Source organism: Corallococcus sp. EGB (assembly GCF_019968905.1).
In the GTDB taxonomy this organism is placed as follows: domain Bacteria; phylum Myxococcota; class Myxococcia; order Myxococcales; family Myxococcaceae; genus Corallococcus.
Genome location: NZ_CP079946.1, coordinates 5,771,590 through 5,791,632 on the forward strand (window position 1 = coordinate 5,771,590; position 20,043 = coordinate 5,791,632).

The 20,043-nt window shown below is 70.5% G+C and carries 18 protein-coding genes; 8 read left to right on the top strand and 10 right to left on the bottom strand.

Features of this window, described 5'->3' with window-relative positions:
- Both KYK13_RS23645 and KYK13_RS23650 read right to left on the bottom strand, forming a co-directional pair.
- Positions 1-750 carry a general secretion pathway protein GspE gene (locus KYK13_RS23645; protein ID WP_223633632.1) on the bottom strand — a complete coding sequence of 250 codons (750 nt, stop codon included), beginning with the start codon at positions 748-750 and terminating at the stop codon, positions 1-3.
- A gap of 59 nt (positions 751-809) precedes the next feature.
- Complete coding sequence (locus KYK13_RS23650) at positions 810-1,640, bottom strand: DUF4292 domain-containing protein (protein WP_223633634.1); 831 nt, start codon at positions 1,638-1,640, stop codon at positions 810-812.
- A gap of 42 nt (positions 1,641-1,682) precedes the next feature.
- Here KYK13_RS23650 and KYK13_RS23655 point away from each other — a divergent pair, with 42 nt between their 5' ends.
- Both KYK13_RS23655 and KYK13_RS23660 read left to right on the top strand, forming a co-directional pair.
- On the top strand, positions 1,683-2,414 hold the full coding sequence (locus KYK13_RS23655) for a MotA/TolQ/ExbB proton channel family protein (RefSeq protein ID WP_223633636.1): 732 nt from the start codon (positions 1,683-1,685) through the stop codon (positions 2,412-2,414).
- A gap of 15 nt (positions 2,415-2,429) precedes the next feature.
- The gene (locus KYK13_RS23660) at positions 2,430-2,885 is read left to right on the top strand and encodes a biopolymer transporter ExbD (RefSeq protein ID WP_223633638.1); all 456 of its coding nucleotides are present in this window, start codon (positions 2,430-2,432) and stop codon (positions 2,883-2,885) included.
- Between the two features lie 86 nt (positions 2,886-2,971).
- On the opposite strand, the gene KYK13_RS23665 is transcribed toward KYK13_RS23660, so the two are convergent.
- The 4 genes from KYK13_RS23665 to KYK13_RS23680 form a co-directional block, all read right to left on the bottom strand.
- Positions 2,972-4,816, bottom strand: a complete 1,845-nt coding sequence (locus KYK13_RS23665; protein WP_223633640.1) for an acyl-CoA dehydrogenase — start codon at positions 4,814-4,816, stop codon at positions 2,972-2,974.
- Between the two features lie 188 nt (positions 4,817-5,004).
- Positions 5,005-5,712 carry a MaoC family dehydratase gene (locus tag KYK13_RS23670; RefSeq protein ID WP_223633642.1) on the bottom strand — a complete coding sequence of 236 codons (708 nt, stop codon included), beginning with the start codon at positions 5,710-5,712 and terminating at the stop codon, positions 5,005-5,007.
- Entirely contained in the window at positions 5,712-6,161 is a 450-nt protein-coding gene (locus KYK13_RS23675; RefSeq protein WP_223633644.1) for a MaoC family dehydratase N-terminal domain-containing protein, read from the bottom strand. The genes KYK13_RS23670 and KYK13_RS23675 overlap by 1 nt, the downstream gene beginning before the upstream one ends.
- 20 nt (positions 6,162-6,181) lie before the next feature.
- Positions 6,182-7,183, bottom strand: a complete 1,002-nt coding sequence (locus KYK13_RS23680) for a dihydrodipicolinate reductase (RefSeq protein WP_223633646.1) — start codon at positions 7,181-7,183, stop codon at positions 6,182-6,184.
- 247 nt (positions 7,184-7,430) lie between these two features.
- Between KYK13_RS23680 and KYK13_RS23685 the strand changes: the two genes are divergently transcribed.
- Positions 7,431-8,552, top strand: coding sequence for an HD domain-containing phosphohydrolase (locus KYK13_RS23685; RefSeq protein WP_223633648.1), 1,122 nt, complete (start codon positions 7,431-7,433; stop codon positions 8,550-8,552).
- Between the two features lie 16 nt (positions 8,553-8,568).
- Here KYK13_RS23685 and KYK13_RS23690 read toward each other — a convergent pair whose 3' ends face one another.
- Positions 8,569-10,701 (bottom strand): peptidylprolyl isomerase, encoded by a 2,133-nt coding sequence (locus KYK13_RS23690; protein ID WP_223633651.1) that lies wholly within the window; start codon positions 10,699-10,701, stop codon positions 8,569-8,571.
- Between the two features lie 402 nt (positions 10,702-11,103).
- Here KYK13_RS23690 and KYK13_RS23695 point away from each other — a divergent pair, with 402 nt between their 5' ends.
- From KYK13_RS23695 to KYK13_RS23710, 4 genes are all read left to right on the top strand, one after another.
- On the top strand, positions 11,104-11,772 hold the full coding sequence (locus KYK13_RS23695) for a hypothetical protein (RefSeq protein ID WP_223646728.1): 669 nt from the start codon (positions 11,104-11,106) through the stop codon (positions 11,770-11,772).
- A 57-nt stretch (positions 11,773-11,829) separates the two neighbouring features.
- Positions 11,830-12,765, top strand: a complete 936-nt coding sequence (locus tag KYK13_RS23700; RefSeq protein ID WP_370645439.1) for an AAA family ATPase — start codon at positions 11,830-11,832, stop codon at positions 12,763-12,765.
- Positions 12,762-14,087, top strand: a complete 1,326-nt coding sequence (locus tag KYK13_RS23705) for a DUF58 domain-containing protein (protein ID WP_223633657.1) — start codon at positions 12,762-12,764, stop codon at positions 14,085-14,087. The genes KYK13_RS23700 and KYK13_RS23705 overlap by 4 nt, the downstream gene beginning before the upstream one ends.
- 242 nt (positions 14,088-14,329) lie before the next feature.
- Positions 14,330-17,050, top strand: a complete 2,721-nt coding sequence (locus KYK13_RS23710; RefSeq protein WP_223646729.1) for an SNF2-related protein — start codon at positions 14,330-14,332, stop codon at positions 17,048-17,050.
- Between the two features lie 12 nt (positions 17,051-17,062).
- Here KYK13_RS23710 and KYK13_RS23715 read toward each other — a convergent pair whose 3' ends face one another.
- Genes KYK13_RS23715 through KYK13_RS23725 form a run of 3 tightly spaced genes read right to left on the bottom strand, consistent with a single transcriptional unit; the run spans position 17,063 to position 18,742 of the window.
- Positions 17,063-17,401, bottom strand: a complete 339-nt coding sequence (locus KYK13_RS23715; RefSeq protein ID WP_223633660.1) for a Smr/MutS family protein — start codon at positions 17,399-17,401, stop codon at positions 17,063-17,065.
- A complete protein-coding gene (locus KYK13_RS23720; RefSeq protein ID WP_223633663.1) occupies positions 17,334-17,645 on the bottom strand; it encodes a hypothetical protein in 312 nt (103 codons plus the stop codon). Before KYK13_RS23720 ends, KYK13_RS23715 begins: the two co-directional genes overlap by 68 nt.
- Before the next feature lie 38 nt (positions 17,646-17,683).
- Positions 17,684-18,742 (bottom strand): DUF72 domain-containing protein, encoded by a 1,059-nt coding sequence (locus KYK13_RS23725; RefSeq protein ID WP_223633665.1) that lies wholly within the window; start codon positions 18,740-18,742, stop codon positions 17,684-17,686.
- A 282-nt stretch (positions 18,743-19,024) separates the two neighbouring features.
- Between KYK13_RS23725 and KYK13_RS23730 the strand changes: the two genes are divergently transcribed.
- The gene (locus KYK13_RS23730) at positions 19,025-19,948 is read left to right on the top strand and encodes a PAS and helix-turn-helix domain-containing protein (RefSeq protein ID WP_223633668.1); all 924 of its coding nucleotides are present in this window, start codon (positions 19,025-19,027) and stop codon (positions 19,946-19,948) included.
- Positions 19,949-20,043: the final 95 nt, after the last annotated feature.

Genomic DNA, 20,043 nt, shown 5'->3' on the forward strand with positions numbered 1-20,043 from the left:
CTACCGCTTGACCTTGGCGAGGTATTCCTCGCGAGAGAAAACGCCCTTCTCGATGAGCAGCTCCACCATGGCCTTCAGCGCCGCGACCTCCTTGCGCTGGACCTCCTCCACGCTCTTGAGCAGCTCCGCGGGGCTTCCGGACGCCGCGCGGGGCGCCTCCTGCGGAGGCGCCTGACGGGGCGGCGGCGCGGCGGCGGGCTTGGGGGACATGGCCACCGCGGCGGCCGGGTCCAGGTCCTTGAGGTTCTTCACGACGGTGCGGCCCTGCGCGTCCACCACCTTGAAGTTGGTGTCCGCGTCCTCCAGCTCCGCCGTCTCCTCGTAGAGGCGCGCGAACGCCCGCGCCACGGAGGTGCGCCCCGCCACGTTGGCCACGATGCGGCACTTGGACAGGGCCCGCAGCTCGTCCAGCACGCGCACGTTGAGCGGGTCCGACATGGCGACCACCAGCGTCTTGCCGTCGTCGCGCAGCTGCAGCGGCACGACAGAGAAGTCGCGGGCCGTCTGCGCCGGAATCTTGGCCTTCACGTGCGGCGGCACCATCTGCACGGAGTCCAGGTTCACCGCCGGCATGCCGAGCTGCTTCGACAGGGCGCGCACGAGGATGTCCTCGGAGACGAGGTTCATCCGGACGAGGATCTCGCCCAGCTTCCCGCCCCACTTGGCCTGCTCGGCGAGCGCCGCCTTGAGCTGGCTCTCCTGCAGGACGTTTGCCTTGATCAGCAGTTCTCCAAGCTTGATCTGTGCCATGTCGTGCGCGCCATAGTACCCGGTTTGAGCCGGGGCGCTTCCTTTCAACGCCTGGAAGCTCAGGAACCCGGCGCGGGGGGCGGCTGAGACACCGGCCCCTCCGAGTGGACCTCCTGGCCCCGCGCGTCGACGTTCACCACCTTCGCCCCCTCGGGAGCGGCCAGCTCGTAGAGCGACAGGTCCGGCCGGCCGTTGAGGCGGATGTCGGTGTATTTCAGGTCCAGCTTCGTGTCCGCCGAGGCGGCGATGAGGTGCACCTTGTCCGGAAAGAACAGATCTCCGCGCTGCTGGAAGTCCTCGAACGCCAGATCATAGCCCGGCACGCCCCGGACCTCGCTCTTCACCACGCGCAGGTGCTTGGGGTCCACGCGCAGTGTCTGCGTGGCGGGTCCCCGCTGGAGCTTGAGCACGTACACCCGCTCCTTCTCGTCCAACTCCAGGGTCATGGACTCCGGGGGCAGCAGGGGGACCTGGCCCAGCATCACCGCGACCAGCTCCTCGCTCGGCAGGACGACGGGCAGGAAGCGGGACACGTTCTCCGCGCTCGCCGGGCCCTGGAGGTACGTGTTCTCCCGCGCCTGGTAGACGCCGAAGCGCTCGCCGTCGGAGATGAGCGAGGCCACCGGGCGGTTGAAGAAGTCGAACGTCTCCAGGTGGATGTACGCCGGGCGGGTGATGGAGAGGAAGGTGGAGAGCGTTCCGCTGCCCTGGGGGGAGTCCACGTGCAGCTTGGCGTCGCCCTCCAGGTTCACCACCTTCGCCTGCCGCTCGCGCACGTGCTGGTAGAGCGTCTGGGCGTCCTCGATGCGGCCCTCCGGACCGAACTCGAGGCGTTTGGGGCAGGCAGAACAGAGGAGGGCCAGGAAGATTGCGGCGGCTGCGCGGTTCATATGTCCTAGTGTGAGCCAGGGCCGCCTGCCCGGTCATCCATCATGAGCCTGAACGATCTACTTCATTACCTTCGCCTGGGCGGCGTCACCCTCGCCCTCCTCCTGGGCGCCTCCGTGGTGGCCCTGGGCGTGGCCATCGAGCGGCTCATCGCCCTCTGGGGCGTGAGCGAGCGCTCCCGCAACCTGGGGGAGATCGTCCAGAAGCACCTCCTCCGGGGGGACGTGGCCGCCGCCCGCACCGCCGCCGAGCGCTCCGACGCCGTGGCGGCCGACATCTTCCTCGCCGGGTTCGACCGCTGGGAGCGCTCCCGCACCAACGGGGGCAACGGCATCGAGTCCGCCGTGGAGCGCGAGCGCGCCCAGGTGGGACTCAAGCTGCGGCGCAACCTGTGGCTGCTCGCCACCATCGGTTCGACGACGCCCTTCGTGGGCCTCTTCGGCACCGTGGCCGGCATCATGCGGTCCTTCAAGGACCTGGGCGTGGACGTGGAGGCCGGCGGCACCGGCGGCTCCGCGGCCGTGATGACGGGCATCTCTGAGGCGCTCGTCGCCACCGCCGTGGGCATCCTCGTCGCCGTGCAGGCGATGGTCTTCTACAACTACTTCCAGGCCCGGCTGGCCCGGGTGCTGGTGGAGCTGCGGCTGTTGGGTGACGAGTTCGTGGAGGTCCTCAAGGAGCGCGCCTCCGGAGGCCCCGCGCCGGAGGCCACCACGCCCCCGCGCGAGAGCACCCCGCCTCCCGTCCCCCGGACGGATCCGCAGCCCGCCTCGTAAGGAGAGACGCCCACCATGGCCATGGGAAAGACGCCCGGCGCGTCCGAGGACGAAGGCGACGGCGCGGGCTTCGCGGAGATCAACATCACGCCGCTGACGGACGTGATGCTGGTGCTGCTCATCATCTTCATGGTGACCAGCTCGGTCATCACCCAGCAGGGCCCGGGCGGCGGCGCCAAGGCGGGCCTCAAGGTGAACCTGCCCAAGGGCGGCGCCGCGGACGTCACCGCGCGCACCACGGACCTGTCCGTGGCCGTGCTGGCGGACGGCCGCTTCGTGCTCGCGGGCAACGTGGTGGCGGAGGCGGAGCTCAAGCAGGCCTTCGACAAGGCGAAGGAGCAGAACCCCGACACCGTGGTCATCGTGCAGGCGGACGAGGGCGTCCCCCACGGCACCGTGGTGCAGGTGATGGAGCTGGCCAAGAAGGCCGGCCTCGCGCAGCTGGCCATCGGCGTGCGCGAAGGCAACTAGGCGCGGACAGGCGCGAAAAGCAGAAGGCCCCCCGGCGCTTCACGTGCCGGAGGGCCTTCTTCATGTCAGGTGCCTCAGGGGCCGCCTCAGACGCCGCCGAACGCCGCGTCGGTGATGTCCATGGGCGAGGTGTCCTCGGTGGCGATGAGGCGCGCGGCGTACTCCACGTTGGGCAGCACGTTGCGGGCGTACCACAGGGCGCTGAACTTCTTGCCCTCGTAGAACGCCTTGTCCGGGTGGTCCGCGGCCACGTTGGCGGCGGCCTTCTCCGCGATGACGGCCGCGTCCAGCAGCAGCCAGCCCACGGCGACCTCGGACATCATGTTGAGGAAGCGGTTGGCGGACAGGGGGATGAGCGGGAAGCGGGCCTGGTCCTGCGACCAGCCGAACAGCGCCATCGCGCTGGACATCAGGCCTTCCTGCGCGCCGGCCAGCGTCTTCACGGCCTCGCCCAGCACCGGGTGGTCGCGGTGCGCCTCCACGAAGCTGCCCACGTCGCCCATGAACTGCTGGAAGTGCGCGCCGCCCGCCTGGCCCATCTTGCGGCCCACCAGGTCCATGGCCTGGATGTGGTTGGTGCCCTCGTAGATGGAGAAGATCTTCGAGTCGCGCGTGTACTGCTCCACCGGGTAGTCCTGGATGTAGCCGGCGCCGCCGTACACCTGGATGGCCTGCGCGCAGAGGCGGAAGGCCTGATCCGAGCCGTAGGCCTTCACCAGCGGCGTCAGCACCTCCACCTGGCCCTTGTGATAGCTGGCAGCGTCGTCATCCTTGCCCGTCAGCTGCCTCGCCTTGTCCAGGTGCATGGCCAGCTTGATGATCAACGCGCGGATGCCCTCCACGTGCGCCTTGATGTCCAGCAGCATGCGGCGCACGTCCGGGTGCTCGATGATGGCGGCGCGGGGCGCGGTGGGGTCCTTCCACTTGGTGAAGTGCGAGCCCTGCTTGCGGTCCTTCGCGTAGTCGAGCGCGTTGTAGTACGCGGCCGACGCCAGGCTCACGCCCTGGATGCCCACGGCGATGCGCGCGCCGTTCATCATCTTGAACATCTGGCTCATGCCCACGTGCTCGACGGTGCCCACGAGCTCGCCCAGACAGGCGTCGTTCTCACCGAAGTTGAGGACACAGGTCGCGGAGCCGTTGATGCCCATCTTGTGCTCGATGGACGCCACGGTGACGTCGTTGGACTGGCCCGCGGAGCCGTCCGCGTTGATGCGCAGCTTGGGGACGATGAACAGCGACAGGCCCTTGGTGCCGGCCGGCGCGCCTTCAATGCGCGCGAGCACCAGGTGGATGATGTTCCCGGCCATGTCGTGGTCGCCGCCGGAGATGAAGATCTTCGTGCCCTTGATGCTGTAGGTGCCGTCCGCGTTGCGCTTCGCGGTGGACTTGGCCGCACCCACGTCGGAGCCGGCGTGCGGCTCCGTGAGGCACATGGTGCCGCCCCAGGTGCCGTTGAGCATGCGCTCCACGAACTGCTTCTGCTGCGCGGGCGTGCCGCACTCGGCGATGACCTCCGCCGCGCCGAACGCCAGGCCCGGGTACATGTTGAAGGCCGTGTTGGCGCCGGAGAGGATCTCCTCCACCGTCACCTGGAGCATCATCGGCGCGCCCTGGCCGCCGTGGTCGGGGCTCACCGCCACCGTCTTGAAGCCCTGCTCGTAGAGCTTGCCCCACGCGTCCTTGAAGCCCTTGGGCGTGAAGACGGAGCCGTTCTCCACCCGGCAGCCCTCGCGGTCACCCACCGAGTTGAGGGGCCCCAGCACCTCGCGCGCGAAGCGGTACGTCTCCGTGAGGACCGCCTTCGCTTCGTCCGGCCCCCAGGCGTCATACGGCGCCTGGCCCGCCACCTGGCCGAAGCCGAACTGCTCGAACAGCGTGAAGAAGATTTCCCTGAGGTCGGTCTTGTAGGTGTTGATGCCGGCGGACATGGCCACTCCTGCGTAGGGGCTCGCTGCCTGCCTGCTTCCCGCAGGGCGGGAAAAAGTAAGGGTCAGCGGCCCATGTGACGCGAGAAGTGTGGCGTCGACTGATTTTTGAGTCAACCCAAGATGACACCCCGCGTTGACGAACGGTCGGAAGCGACCGGCGCGGACGCGGGGAAGCCCCCGGGGAATGCCTACTTCTTGGCCTTCTTGGCGGTGGGAAGTGACGCCGTCTTGGCAGCCGGCTTCTCCCGGGGGGCCGTCTTCTTGGACGAGGCGCCGGAGCGGGGCTCGTCCGCATCCTCGTCGTCCTCGTCATCCTCCTCGTCGCGGTCCCGCTCAGGGGCGGGCGCCGGGGCCGGGGAGGCGGACTCCGGAGCGGAGGCCGCGGGGGCGGGGACGACCAGGCTCTCGCGCGGCACCTCCACCACGATGGGGGACTGGCCGGAGCGCTGCCGGTTCTCGTCCTCCAGGGAGTAGAAGAGCTGGATCTGCGAGCCGCCCTTCATGACGAGCTCGCCCTTCTGGTTCTCCGCCCAGAGGTCGATCTCCACGAAGTACCGGCCGCCGGAGCCGTGGCGGTCGCTCACGCGGCCCTTGCAGACCACGGTGTCGCCCGGCCAGACCATCTTGATGAAGCGGACGTTGTAGCGCCGCAGCTGGCCGCCGCGGGCCCAGTCGCTGATGAGCTGGCCGAGCATGCCCATGACGAGCATGCCGGGGGCGTACACGGACGGCATGCCCACGCTCTTGGCGTAGATTTCGTCCACGTGCACCGGGTTGTAGTCACCGGAGGCGCCCGCGTAGCGGGACAGCTGGACGCGGTCCACCGGGGCCTTGGCCAGGGCCGGCAGCTCGTCACCGACGCGGATGGCTTCGAAGTAGAGCTTGCGCGCGGGCATCAGGCGTTCTCCTTGGAGGCACGCACCACCAGGGTGCGGCGGGCGCGGAAGACGAGGTTGCCCTCCTCATCACGGCCCTCGTCCTCGATGACCGCGATGTCCATCTTGCCGGACATGCCCGGACGCTCGAAGACGTCCGACACGCGCGTGGACACGTAGATGCGGTCCCCCGCGAAGATGGGCCGCTCGTAGTCGAAGCCCTGTTCCGCGTGCAGCAGGCTCTTGATGCCCACCCCCAAGAGCTCCCGCAGGTCCGCGGCGGAATGGAACGACGCGGGGAACGTGGGAGGCGCGACGATGGTGGGGTAGCCCGAGGCGCGGGCGTACTCCTCGTCGTAGTAGATGGGATTGTAGTCGCCGATTGCCTCGGCGAAGCGCCGGATGGCGCCCTTCTCCACCTCGTTGAGCGTCGGCGGCGAGGCGCGGCCAATCGCGTTCTTGTCCAGCATTTCCCTCTCCTGATGAACCTTCAGCGACCGGACGGAAGCTCGAGCACCGTCAGGAGCCCGGCCTCCGCTGCGGTCAAACGTGGCGCGGCATTCACCAGCGCATTCGCGGTGGCCCGGTCACCCGCCACTCCCCCCGGTATCTCCAGCACCAGCCTGGGATCCGCGTCGATCTCGATGCGATCCCGTGGGTTGTCCGCCCCAACCGCGATGGTGAGCTCCAGGCGGACCCGCTCCTGCCCCTCCTCCAAACCCACCACGGACTGGAACATGCCCGCGACGCGGCCTTTCTTCACGACAAATGCGCCGCCGGTGATGTCCTCCTCGGCGAAGACGGGCGTGACCTCCTCCTCGAAGTCGTCGCAGTCCAGCCCCAGCCCCAGCGCCGCCAGCGCCGCGGACTCCACCAGCCCCACGTGGCCCAGCTCCTCGCGGTCCACCAGGTCGAAGAACTCCTCCTCCGTCAGGCCCGCGCCCACCTTGCGCTGCAGGGCCTCACGGCGCGTGCGGGCGTCCACCACCCGGCTGGCCGTCACCTTGCGAACGGGGCCGCACACCTGCCCGGCGACGGCCACCAGCCGGTCCAGCACGAAGCCCGGGTTCACGCCCGTCCCCACGATGGCGACGCCCGCCTTCTGGGCGGCGCGCTCCAGCTTGTCCGCCAGCTCGGGGTACTTGAGGTGCGCGAACGCCAGCTCCTCGCAGGTGCTGGCCACCGGCAGGCCCAGCTTCAGCGCCTCCAGCAGCTGATCCATCACCTGGGCCAGCCGCGAGCCGGTGGCGTGCAACACCACCACGCCCTTGCGGCGCCCCACGGCGCGCTCCAGCGAGTCCGACACCTTGAAGCGCGGTCCGCCCTGCCCGAGCACGTCGCTCAGGGGACGACCCACCAGGGTGGGCTGCGGATCCACCGCGCCAATCAACTCCACTTCGGGGGACGAGAGGGCCGCCCTGGCGATTTCCTGCCCGATGAACCCCAGCCCCATCACCACCACCGGCACCGGCCCTTCAGGGGCTCTAGCCATCGGAGATTGCTCCCGAATTCCAAGGGGTTACAGCCATTTACGTCGGGTAGGCAGCCACCATAGAACACGGCTCGTCGGGCAGGCAAGCAGGACGTGGAGTCCAGCGACCTCGGGTTTGAGTGAAACTTCAAGAATTCCAGTGGTTTAGCGGCACTGGAAAGCTTGGGGGGGCCTGTCTGGCCGCTCATGGACCGGCTATAAGACTCTGAGAAAAGACGCAGCCCACTCGCTCGGAGCGTATCTGCCCATGGCCCGGATCCTCGTGGTGGACGACGACGTGCTCATCCTCGCGGCGCTGTCCCGCATCCTCGTGGCGGAGGGGTACGAGGTCGTGACCCACAACGACCCGGTGGTGGCGGCGCGGGAGCAGGGCTTCGACGTGGTGCTGACGGACTTCATGATGCCGTACCTCAACGGCATCGAGCTGTTATCGGCGCTCCGGGAGAAGAACCCGCGCGCGGTGCGGCTGATGTTGACGGCGGCGGCGGACTTCAAGACGGCGTCGGAGGCGGTGAACCGGGGCGAGGTGTTCCGGCTCCTGGGCAAGCCGTGGGCGCTGAGCGAGCTGACCAGCAGCGTGCGCCAGGCCGTCGAGCACCACCGGCTGGTGGCGGCCAACGAGCGGCTGACTCGCGAGGTCGCGGAGAAGAACGCGGAGCTCGTGGCCGTCAACCGGGACCTGGAGCACCGGATCATCGAGCGTACGACGGGGCTGCTGGACGGGCTGATCAGCGCGCTGGACTACCGCGACACGGAGACGCAGTGGCACTCGCGGCGCGTGTCGCTGTACGCGCGGCGGCTGGCGCAGGAGATCGGCCTCACCGGCGCGGCGCTGGACACGGTGGAACAGGGCGCGCTGTTGCACGACATCGGGAAGATTGGCGTGCGGGACTCCATCCTGCTCAAGCCCGGGCCGCTCACGCCGGACGAGTGGGTGGAGATGAAGCAGCATCCAGAGTTCGGCTACCGGATGCTCGCGAAGATGCCCTACCTGCATGAGGCGGCGCTCATCGTGCTGCAGCACCAGGAGCGCTGGGACGGCAAGGGCTACCCGCTGGGGCTCACGGGCGAGGAGATCGTCATCGGGGCGCGCATCTTCTGCCTGGTGGACACGCTGGACGCCATCACGTCGGACCGGCCCTATCGCAAGGGGCGGCCCATGAGCGTGGCGCGCGACGAGGTCCGCCGCTGCGCGGGCACGCAGTTCGACCCGCTGCTCGCGGAGGCGTTCCTGGGCCTGCCGGAGACGGAGTGGGCCCGGATCCGCCGCGAGGTGGAGCTGATGGAGGCGGCGGAGAGCCACCGCTGGACGGGCGCGAAGCTCGACGCGAACGGCCAGCCCGTGCCCGCGTGCGCCGCCGGGGCCTGACGCGCGGGGGCCCGCCTCAGGGGGCGCGGATGCCGACGAGCACGTCGTCGATGATCGTGCCCTCCTGGAGCGCGTCCACCACGTCCATGCCTTGAACGACCTGACCGAAGGCCGTGTAGCGGCCGTCCAGGTGCGGCTGTGGTGAGTGCGTGAAGAAGAACTGGCTGCCGCCGGTGTCCTTGCCCGACAGCGCCATTCCCAGCGTGCCCCGTACATACGGCCGGCGCGTCACCTCACAGCGGATGGAGTAGCCGGGACCGCCCTCCCCGTCTCCGCGCGGGTCCCCGCCCTGCGCGACGAAGTCCGGCACCACGCGGTGGAAGCTGATGCCCCGGAAGTAGCCCTGCTGCGCGAGCGCCATCAGGTTGCCGCCCGTGAGCGGCGCGTCCGGATCCAACAGGACGGTGATGTCTCCCTTGCGCGTGCGCAGCGTGAGCGTCGTGCCCGGAGGCGCGGCCGGCGGCCGGTACGTGCCCTGGGGCAGCTCCACGCGGGCGGAGCGGACCGGCTCTCCGGTGAGCACCGTGAGGGACTCGGCCGCGATGCGGCGCACGTTGGCGTGCGGATGCGTGAGCCATTGGCGCAGGCGCGGTTCCGCCGCCTGGCCCTGCAACGCGACGAGCGCGCTGGCCACCGCCTCCGCCAGGTCCGGTTCCTTGGGGACGCGGTCGGCCAGGGCCTTCACCGCGGTCAGCGCCTCGGCGTCCTTCAGCTTGCCGGCGGCGGCCGCGGCCAGCCCCGCCACCACCGCGTCGCCTCCTCCGATGAGCGCGCGCATGGGAGCCAGCGCTTCGGGCACGGGGCGCTCGGAGAGAGCGTCCACCGCCGCGCCGCGCACGAGAGGGCTCGTGTGGTCCAGATAGGGCACCGCGAAGGCCGCGCCGGGGATGGGTGGAGTGATGCCTGCCTTCGCCGGGGTGGCGGGCTCACCCTTGAACTGCGCCACCTCGTGCAGCCCCAGCGCGAGCCAGCGGGGCTCGGGGACGCGGCCAAGGCCGCAGTGGTGGACCTGCTCCAGCGTGCCCCGCTGTCGGTCCATCGCCGCCGCGAACCGGCAGTCCAGCCAGGCGAGGTCCGCGTGGGCCTCCTCGCTGGCCGCGCCAGGGTCTGCCTCCGCGAGCGCGCTCCGCACGCGCTGCAACAGGGGCCGCCCCCGCGGCGGAAGTCCCTGCTGCGCCACGACGAGCAACGCGTGACCTTGCGCCGCGTTGCCTTCCGCGACCTTGTTCGCTCGGGGCAGGATGCCTTCCAGTGCGAGCAGCGGCTCGCAGGCCGCTCCGTCCTGGCACTTCGCCGACAGCTTCGCCAACGACCGCGCCGCCTCGGCCGAGACGCGGGGAGCACCCTTCGCGAGCAGCACGGCCAGGGCCCTTGAATCGGCGGCGCTGGTCGCGCTGCCCACGTCGCCCAGCCCCTTCGCGCAGAGGGCGGCGACATCGGGCGCCACATCGCTCAGGCAGGCGCGCAGCGCGTCCACGGCGTCCGGACGCTTCACCGACGCCAGCAGATAGGCCCCGGCGTAGCGCACGCCTTCGCGCCGCTGACCGTTCAGCAGCGCGGTGATGGCCTCCAGGGGGACGGTCGCCAGCGCCGCCGCGCCCGCCTTGCGCCCCGCCACTCCCAGCGCCTTCGCGGCGGCCTCGGCTCCGGGGTTTTCGGGCGGAGACAGGCGGGCCGTCAGCACCTCCAGCGCTCCGGGCGTGGCCAGCTTGCCCAGGGACTCCAGCAGCGTGACGCGCACCGGGCCTTCGACCTCCAGTGCCTCCGCGCGCACCAGGGCTTCGGTGAGCGCGGCCTTCGCATCGTCGGGCAGTGGCTCCCACGACAGCGCGAATTCGCCCGCGTCGAAGGCGGCCTCGTCGCGCACGGCCTTGTCCGGCGCCGTCAGCCCCGCGATGACGGCGTCCAGCGTCGTCACGTCCTGGATGCGCCCCAGGGCCCGGAGGGCTCGCACGCGCACGACCACGTCCTGCGCGGAGGTGGCGAGCCGCACGAGCTCGCCATCTCCCAGCGAGCGGCGGTCCTCCCAGTCCTGGATCTGCTTCATCCCCTGGGACGAATCCTCGTCCGGCCGGGGCGGCGGCACCTGATGGACACAGGCGCTCACGAAGAGGAGTCCGGCGGACACGGCGGCGTGCAGACGGGCCATGTCCGGAGGGGCTAGGTCAATTCCCCGCGAAAATCCAGGGGTTATGCCATTGAACAGGTTTGACAGGCGCGCGCCGGGGCCGGGAGAATACCGGGCCGATTCCCCCCTCCCGGAGCACCGGCCCTGAACTGCCCAGGCTGCAATCGCAAGGTCGCGGACGACACCGCCATCTGCCCACACTGCGACCACATCATCGACGAGTCCTTCCTTGGGGGATCCGGGGACGAGGGAGACTCCGGCGGCGATGACGAGAGCACCGGCATCCGTCCTCCGCCGCGCTCGCGGCCAGCCCCGGCCCGCTCCGCTCCGGAGCCTCGCGCACGCCCCGCCCCGGCGCGCGCCAGGACGGGCGCCCGCCCCGCCGCGCCGCCGCCGAGCGACGACGCCACCAACGTGCGCAGCATGGATGACATCGCCCGGGAGAAGGCCCAGCAGCGCGCCGCGCCTGCTCCCGCCCGCGCCGCCAAGTCCGCCCCCGCGCGTGCCCCCGCCCGCCGCGCCCCGGCCCCCGCCCCCGTCGAGGAAGCGGAGGAGGACGACGTGGGAGCTGCGGCGGCGGACCCCTGGTCCCGCGAGGCGCGCGAGATTGAATCGACGCGCTCCCCCATCGATGATCCGGAGGTCCTGCTGGACGACGCGCGCTCGTTCCTGCGCGAGCTGGAGGGCGGCGACCGCATCGCGTTCTGGGGCGCGGCGCTGGTGGTGCTCTCCTGCTTCATGCCGTGGAAGGAGACGGCGGCGGACGGTGACTTCCTGGGCCTCATCAGCCTGGGGTTCATCTCCTTCCTCTTCGCCGTCGCGACCATGGTCTTCGTGGGCCTGCGCGCGCGGCAGGTGATGACCTGGGTGAACCCCATGCTGCCGTGGGGTGCGCAGATGTTCTGCAGCGTGGTGACGCTCGTCTGGGCGCTGGTGTTCCTGAAGCTCTCCTCGGACACCACGCTGGTGCCGTCGCCGCTCGGCAACTCGGAGATGATGAACTCGTCGCCGAGCATCGGCTGTTTCCTGGGCATCCTCGGCGGCGTCATCGCGGTGCTGGGTGGCCTGATGGGCCTGAAGCGCCAGGAGTAGGGCTGGAGGATTTCGCTGCCGCGCCGGACGGGAGGCGGGCTACCTTTGCCCGCCACCATGTCCGACGCCACGCCCCTCTCCCGCCTCCTCGACGCGCTGGGCTCGGCTGTCGTGGGCCAGCCCCGCGTGCTGACCGACCTGGTGACGGCCTTCCTCGCGCGCGGCCACGTGCTGCTGGAGGGCGTGCCCGGGGTCGCCAAGACGCTCACCGCGCGCAGCATGGCGGGGGCGTTGGGCCTGTCCTTCTCGCGCGTGCAGTTCACGCCGGACCTGATGCCCGCGGACATCCTGGGCACCAACGTCTTCCAGCCGCAGTCGCAGTCCTTCCGCCTGATCAAGGGCCCTGTCTTCACGGAGGTCCTGGTCGCGGATGAGATCAACCGCACCCCGCCCAAGACGCAGGCGGCGCTCCTGGAGGCCATGGAGGAGCGGCAGGTGACCATCGACGGCACCACCCACCCGCTGCCGTCGCACTTCTTCGTCGTCGCCACGCAGAACCCGCTGGAGCTGGAGGGCACCTATCCCCTCCCCGAGGCGCAGCTCGACCGGTTCCTCATGCGCGTGCGCGTGGGCTATCCGGACGGCGACGCCGAGACCGCGCTCCTGCGGGGCTTCCACCAGCGCGAGGGCCGGGCCCCCGAAGTGTCTCGCGTGCTGGACGCGGCCACGCTGACGGACCTGCAGGACCGCGCGGCCCGCGTCGCGTGTGACGACTCCATCCTCCAGTACGTGGTGCAACTGGTGCGCGACACCCGCGCCCACCCCCGTGTGCGGCTCGGTGCCAGTCCCCGCGCCGCGCAGGCCCTGCTCGCGGCGTCCAAGGCGCACGCGGCGCTCCGGGGCACCGACTTCGTCACCCCGGACGACGTGAAGGCCGTGACGCCGGGCGTCCTCAACCACCGCCTCCTCCTCAAGGCCGAGGCGGAGGTGGAGGGCGTCACCGCGGACGACGTGCTGAAGCAGATGCTCGAACGGGTGCGAGTGCCCCGGTGAGCCTCGGGCGTCCCGTCCCCAGCGGCCTCGCCGTGGCGCTGTTCGCCGGGGCGCTCGTGCCCGCCGCGCTCGCGGTGGCGAGCCCCGCCTTCGGGTGGCTGGCGCTCGCGGTGGACGTGGCCGTCCTGCTCCTGTGCGCGGTGGACTTCCTGCGCGCGCCGCACGCCCGCGACGTCGACGTGCGCCGCGAGGTGGAGCCCATCCTCTCCTCCGGCGTGGACAACACGGTGCGCTGGGAGCTGCGTTCGCGCATCGACCGGCCCGTGCGCGGCGAGCTGCGCGACGAGCCGCCCCTGGACGTGGAGAGCCACGGCCACCGCCAGCCCTTCCTTCTGGAGGCCGGTGCGTCCACGCGGCTCACCTACCGGGTGCACCCGCCCTCCCGGGGCGACGCGCGCTTCGGCGGAGTGAATCTGCGCCTGATGGGCCCGTTGGGCCTGTGCTCGCGGCAGGTGCGGCTGCCCGCGGACCAGGACGTGAAGGTGTATCCGGACCTGCGCGCCCTCTCGCGCGAGGCGCTGACGCTGGCGCGTGCGTCCGAAGCCGTGTCCGCGCGCACGCTCCTGCGCAAGTCGATGGAGGGCCGCGAGTTCGAGTCGCTTCGCGAGTACCGGCCCGGCGACGACTACCGCCACATCGACTGGAAGTCCTCCGCGCGCCACGGCCACACGCTGGTGCGCACGTGGCATCCGGAGCGCAACCAGCCGGTGCTGCTGCTCCTGGACTGCGGGCGCCACATGGCGGGCCGGGTGCAGGGGCGCAGGAAGCTGGACCACGCGGTGGACGCGGCGCTGCGGCTCGCGCGCGTGAGCCTGGACGCGGGTGACGTGGTGGGCGTGCTCGCGTTCGCCAGCGACGTGCGCGCCTTCCTGCCTCCGCGAAAGGGGGCGGAGCACCTGCGTCTCATCACCGAGTCCCTCTACCGCGCGGAGGCCGGCCTGGAGGAGAGCGACTACGGCCGCGCGTTCGACTTCGCCTTCGCCCGCCAGACGCGCCGCGCGCTGGTGGTGCTCTTCACCGACCTGGTGGATCCGGACGCGTCCGCCGAGCTGCTCGCGCGCACGCTGGCCCTGCGCCCCCGGCACCTGCCCGTCGTCGCGTCGCTCCTGGACGAGGACCTGGAGGCCGCCGCCACGGACGTGCCCGGCGACGCCACGTCCGCCTACGCGCGGCAGGCCGCTGCCCGCATGGAGGCCGAGTACCGCCGCACCGCCACCACGCTGCGCGACGCGGGGGCGCTGGTGGTGCGCGCTCCGGCTCGCGGGTTCGGCGCCGCTGCACTCAACGTGTACCTGGACGTGAAGGCGCGCGGGCGGCTCTGAGCGCTCCCAGCGCATTCGTCAAGCCCTTTGAAACATTCCACCGCTCACGCGCGCATGCATCACTCCGCCGAACAGCACGCTTGCCAATCGCGCGGAGGCCGATTTTTCGGCCTCCGGGAGGACCCCCTTTACAGATCCGGATCGCTGCACAGAATGGCGCGCCTCAACTGTTCGCGCGCAGGCGCGCACGCTCCAAACCGGACGGGAGGCGGGACTTGGCGGAGGTCGCGAGGGGTTTGAAGCTGGAAGTCGAGGCGGACGCCGCGGCCATCGCGGCCCAGGCCGCGGAGGAGCTGGTGGAGGCGGCGCTGACGCCCTTCCACGAGCGGCTCCTCGCCGAGGAACTGCTCGCGCGCAGCGGTGACACCCAGCAGCGTCTGGCGAACGCGCTGGCCGAAGCGAAGGTGGACCTCAACCCCCACCAGGTCGAAGCCGCGATGTTCGCGCTGGACGCGCTGTCGCGCGGCGGCTGCATGCTCGCGGACGAGGTGGGCCTGGGGAAGACCATCGAGGCGGGCCTCGTCGTGGCCCAGCTGATGGCGGAGGGCAAGAACCGCATCCTCATCCTGGCCCCCGCGGTGCTGCGCGCGCAGTGGAATGCAGAATTGCGCGAGAAGTTCGACCTGGACAGCGTCCTCGTCGACGGCCGCGACGTGAAGAAGCACAACAACTGCTTCGACCAGCCCTTCCCCGTCATCTGCTCGCACCCGTTCGCGGCGAACAAGTCCGCGCTCGTGGCGGAGATCCCCTGGGACCTGGTCATCATCGACGAGGCCCACCGCCTCCGGAACGCGCACCGGCCCAACAACAAGACGGGCCAGGCGCTGCGCGCGTCGCTGGCGGGCCGCCCCAAGCTGCTACTCACCGCCACGCCGCTCCAGAACGACCTGATGGAGCTGTTCGGCCTGATGTCGCTCCTGGACGAGCAGATCCTCGGCCCCGAGCACGCCTTCCGCAGCCGCTTCCGCGCCGACGAGGGCGGCGGCATGACGGAGGCCGCCGCGTGCGAGCTCAAGGAGCGGCTGGCCCCGGTCGTCCAGCGCACGCTGCGCCGCCAGGTGCGCGAGTACGTCCGCTACACCAACCGCCGCAGCATCGTGGAGGACTTCCTCCCCTCCCCCGAGGAGCACGACCTCTACGAGAAGGTCAGCGAGTACCTGCAGCGCTCGGAGGTGGCGGCCATCGAGCCGGGCAAGAAGACGCTCCTGACGCTGTGCTACCGCAAGCTCCTGGCCTCCTCGACGTTCGCCATCGCGCCCACGCTGCGGCGGCTGTCGGACAACCTGCAGAAGCGCCTGGAGGCCGCGCGGCTGGGACAGCAGGCGCTGGCGCTCTTCGAGCCGGAAGAGGCCAAGCAGTACGTGGAGGAAGGCGAGGAGTGGTCGGACGACCCCGCCAAGGCCCCCCAGGTCCGCACGCTGGAGCAGGAGGTCTGGGAGCTGCGGCAGTACGCGGACCTCGCGGACTCCATCCGCACCAACGCCAAGGGTGAGGCGCTCAAGCGCGCCCTGGACCGCACCTTCGCGGTGATGCGCACTCACTCCTGGCCGGAGAAGGCGCTCATCTTCACGGAGTCCAAGCGCACGCAGCAGTACCTCTTCAACCTGCTGTCGGAGCACGGCTACAGGGGGAAGATCTCGCTCCTGTCCGGCGACGCCGGCGGCACGCCCGAGGAGCGCAAGGCGCTGGTGGAGGAGTTCCGCCACAAGACGCAGATCCTCATCTGCACGGAAGCGGGCGCGGAGGGCCTCAACCTCCAGTTCTGCAACCTGGTGGTGAACTACGATCTGCCGTGGAACCCGCAGCGCGTGGAGCAGCGCATCGGCCGGTGCCACCGCTACGGCCAGCAGCGCGACGTGCTGGTGCTGAACTTCCTCAACCGGCAGAACGCGGCGGACGCGCGCCTGTTCGAGCTCCTGGAGAAGAAGCTCAACCTCTTTGACGGCGTGTTCGGCGCGTCCGACGAGATCCTGGGCGCGCTGGAGAGCGGCGTCGACTTCGAGCGGCGCGTGCTGGACATCTACCAGTCCTGCCGCGATCCCAAGGACATCAACGCCGCCTTCGACAAGCTGCGCGAGGAGCTGGAGGGCAGCATCACCCAGCGCATGACGTCGATGCGGTCCGTGGTGCTGGAGCGCTTCGACGGCGACGTGCGCCGCCGGCTGCGCGTGGCCGGAGATCAGGCCAAGGAGGTCGTGAACAAGCGCCAGCAGGAGGCGAAGGCGCTCACCGGCTCCGTGCTGGGCAGCCGCACCTCCGGACGGCTCCAGGTGGCCAAGGCCGCCTACGCGGTGCGGGATCGCACCCAGGACTCCGTCAGCTACCTGCAGCTGGACGCGGCGGGGCTGCCGTCACGGCTGGCGCGGCTCGCGGGCAGCGAGGGCTGGTGGTTCGTCTACAAGTTCGAGACCACGGGCCTCAAGCCGGAGGAGAAGCTGGTCCACCTGGTGCTTGTGAAGGACCGGGACGGCGGCTTCCGCGCCCTGCCGCTGACGGACGGGGTCCACTTCACGAAGCTCGCCGCCAAGGAGGAGAAGCGCCGGCAGCCCGCGCCGGTGTCGGTCCAGCTCATGCAAGAGCAGTCGCTCATGACCGCCAAGGATGAGCTGATTCGGGCCGCGGAACGGCGCAACGCGTTGGAGCTGGACAAGGCCAAGGAGCGCGCGGACCGCTACGTCGAGGACTGCCTGATGGAGTCGCGCGAGGTGGTGGAGGCCGCCCGCCAGGCGTGGTTCGACGCGCGCAAGGAGGTCGCCGGCATCGAGGACGTCGCGGAGCGCGCGAAGGCGCGGGCGCACTCGGACCGGATGGAGCGTGACTACCGCCGCAAGCTGGCGTCGCTGCGCAACGAGGAGGAGAAGCGCTACGCCTCGAAGGACCGGCAGATGGCGGAGCTGGCCAACAAGGCGCGCGTGACGGAGAAGCGCACCCTCATCGCCTCCGCGTACTTCTGGCTGTCGTGAACGCGGGCCCCGTCACAGGGGCTTGAGCCGCACCCACGTCGCGCCCCAGCCTCCGTCCGCCTCGGAGGCCGTCTGGAAGCTTTCGACCTCTGGCAGCGTGGGCAGCAGGGACTGCACGGTGCGCCGCAGCGCGCCCGTGCCCTTGCCGTGGATGATGCGCACGTCGAGCACGCCCTTCTGACGGCAGGCCCAGACGTACTCGGTGACGAGGTCCTTCACCTCGCGGGGCTGGAAGAGGTGCAGGTCGAGGTTCCCGTCGACCGGAATTTCTACCGCGCCCAGCTCATCGGGTGTTGGTGGGGGCTCCGGTCCCTCCGGCGGCAGGGGCGGGAGTGGCTTTCGGCGAGACACCGTAACGGGCCTCCTCCTGGCGCTGCTTCTCCTCGGCCGCCAGGCGCTGACGCTCGCGTGCGAGCCGGAACTGACCCTTGAGGCTGGTGATCTCTCCCTTGAGCGAGGAGAGCTCTTCCTTCACGCCGCCGGGGTGCTGGGAGCCCGTCAGGTCCAGCTGATTTCCCGCACGCCTGCCCTCCGAGCCGGCACCGCCAGCGGAGGTCATCTGCATCAACAGCGCGGCCACGGTCATCGCCATCATGGCCTTTCACGTAAGCAAGGGCCGTGCTCACGCGCAAGTCATGTTGCGTGCGCAGCGCTTCGTTGGCCGCTCTCCTCTTTGTATGACACGACGCGTTCAGCGAGCCGGACGGCGGACAGGGGGGCGCTTCCTTCCGCCTTGTTGTTGATGGTGACGAAGACGGGACGCTCCCGTCGCACGGCCGCCATGCACACGCGGGCCAGCACGTCGCGGGTGCCCGCGTCCTCGTCCACCAGCCGGTTGAAGGGCGCGTAGCGGGCGTAGGCCTCCTCGTAGCCCAGGTTCGGAGGGAGCATCCAGCGCACCACCACCGCGCGGGCCTCGAAGGCGCGCGTGAGCTTCGCCTGCCGCGCGACGGGCGGCATGTGGGCCCACACCGCGAGCACCGGGCTCACGCCCGTGTCCGCGAGCGCCTGGGCGAACGCCTCCGTGAGCAGCTCCTCGTTGCGCACCTCCACCGCGTACAGCGGGCCCCGGGGCAGCGCGGAGAAGAACGCGTGCAGCCGCTCCACGAAGCGGCCGGCGCCTCCCAACGCCGCCGGGTCCTGCGGCGGGAACTGGAAGACCAGCGGGCCGGCCTTGTCGCCCAACCCTTCCAGGAACGGCGCCACCACGTGATCCGCGGCGTAGGCCGCCTGGAGGAAGCGGTCGTTCACCTGCCCCCGGTGCGCGCCGTAGCGCTCGTGCACGGGGAAGCGCGCGAGCGTACAGGCCTCGTGCGCCTTCACCAGGAAGCGGAAGCCCTCCGGCACTTGCTGGGCATACTCAGCGAAGGTGGTGGCCTGCACCGGTGCGTAGAAGGTCCGGTCGATGCCCACCGTGCGCAGCACCGGGTGGTGCGCGTAGGCGGCCAGACCCTCGCGCGCCAGTTGGGTGGTGCTGGCCTCGTGGTCGTAGACGAGCCCGCTCCAGCCCGGGAAGGTCCACGACGACGTGCCCAGGTACACGCCTTGAGGCAGCTGGCCGCCGAGCATGCGCAGGCTGTCGGATGGCGCGGCCGGCCCTACCGGCTGGCTCCGGCGCCGCGACGATGCCGGTGGCTCCTCCAGCGCTCCGGTGAAGAGGTCGAACTGCGCGGGTCGTCGCGTGGCGCTCATGCGTTCAGCTCCTCTCCCAGGAGGCGGCGGTGGAACCCTGGGAGTAACCCCGCGTCGCGGGCGATGCAGCAGGTTGCCCCGACTCGAAGAGACGTTCCAGGTTTCCGGTATGCCCTCCAGGCGGACGGGCACGCACGGGCCACTCGCGTTCCGGCGCGACGGTCTGTGATTGAACTTGTGTCCAAATGCAAACGCAGGCGCTTCGCTGTAAGATGCTCAACCCGAGCAATTCATAATTACTTCTGAAAAGCTCCAACGTGGTTGCAGCGGCTGGGGGGCCTCATGGACTGGTCGTTGACCGCATCGCTGCTGGCGGAGCGGGATGTGCGCCCCATCGTCGTGATGGATCGGCGCGGCCGCATCGAGCTGGCCAATGGGGCGCTCACGTCACTGCTGGGCCGGCCCCGTGAGGAATTGCTGGGGCGCCGTTGGACCGAGGTCTGCACGCCGCCGGAGCATGGGCGCGAGGTGGGCCAGGCGCTGCGGGCCATCTTCACCACCGCGGAGCACCGGCTGCAGACGGAGGTGCTCACGCGCGATGGCGAGCGGCTGCCGGTGGAGATGGACGTGGCCGCCGTGGGCCAGCCCCCGCTGCGGCTGGTGGCCATCATCACGCGCGCGGCACCGCCCCGCTCCCTCCCCGAGCCCACCGTCGCAGCGGAGCCTCCGCGGCCTCCGGAGGCGCACCGGGACTTGAGCTACGAAATCTCCACCGAGCTGTCGTCGTTCGGGACGCTCAAGGCGGTGTGGGCCTCCGGGCAGGCGCGGCAGGAGGAGATGGTGGGCCGGCCGTGTTTCGGCGCCTTCGCCCACCGCGACGCGCCCTGCCAGGACTGTCCGCTGACGGCGTCGTCCCCCGGGTCCTGGCCGCACACCATCGTGCGGCAGGCGCCGGAGGACACCGAGGGCTACGAGGTCGTCACCGCCACGCCCACCGGCGCAGGCACCGCGCTCGTCAGCGTGCACACCATTGGTGATGACACGCTCAGCGGGCTCTTCGAGGCGAAGGTGAGGCGCATGGCCAGCGCCGCGCGCCTGTCCGAGCGTGAGGGCGATGTCTTGCGATACCTCGCACTCGGCCGCTCGCCCACCGACATCTCCACCGTGTTAGGGATTACCGAGCGCACGGTGAAATTCCACCAGGCCAACCTGCTGAGAAAGCTGGGAGCCGAGACGCGCTACGATCTGCTCCGCCTGTTCTTCTGAGCAGGGCGCCTTCCCTCCGGGACAGCTTCCAAGCGGTTGACCTTGGAGGATGCTGGAACCTCGACTCCGGAGTCCTGGGGGTCGGGGGGGCCGTT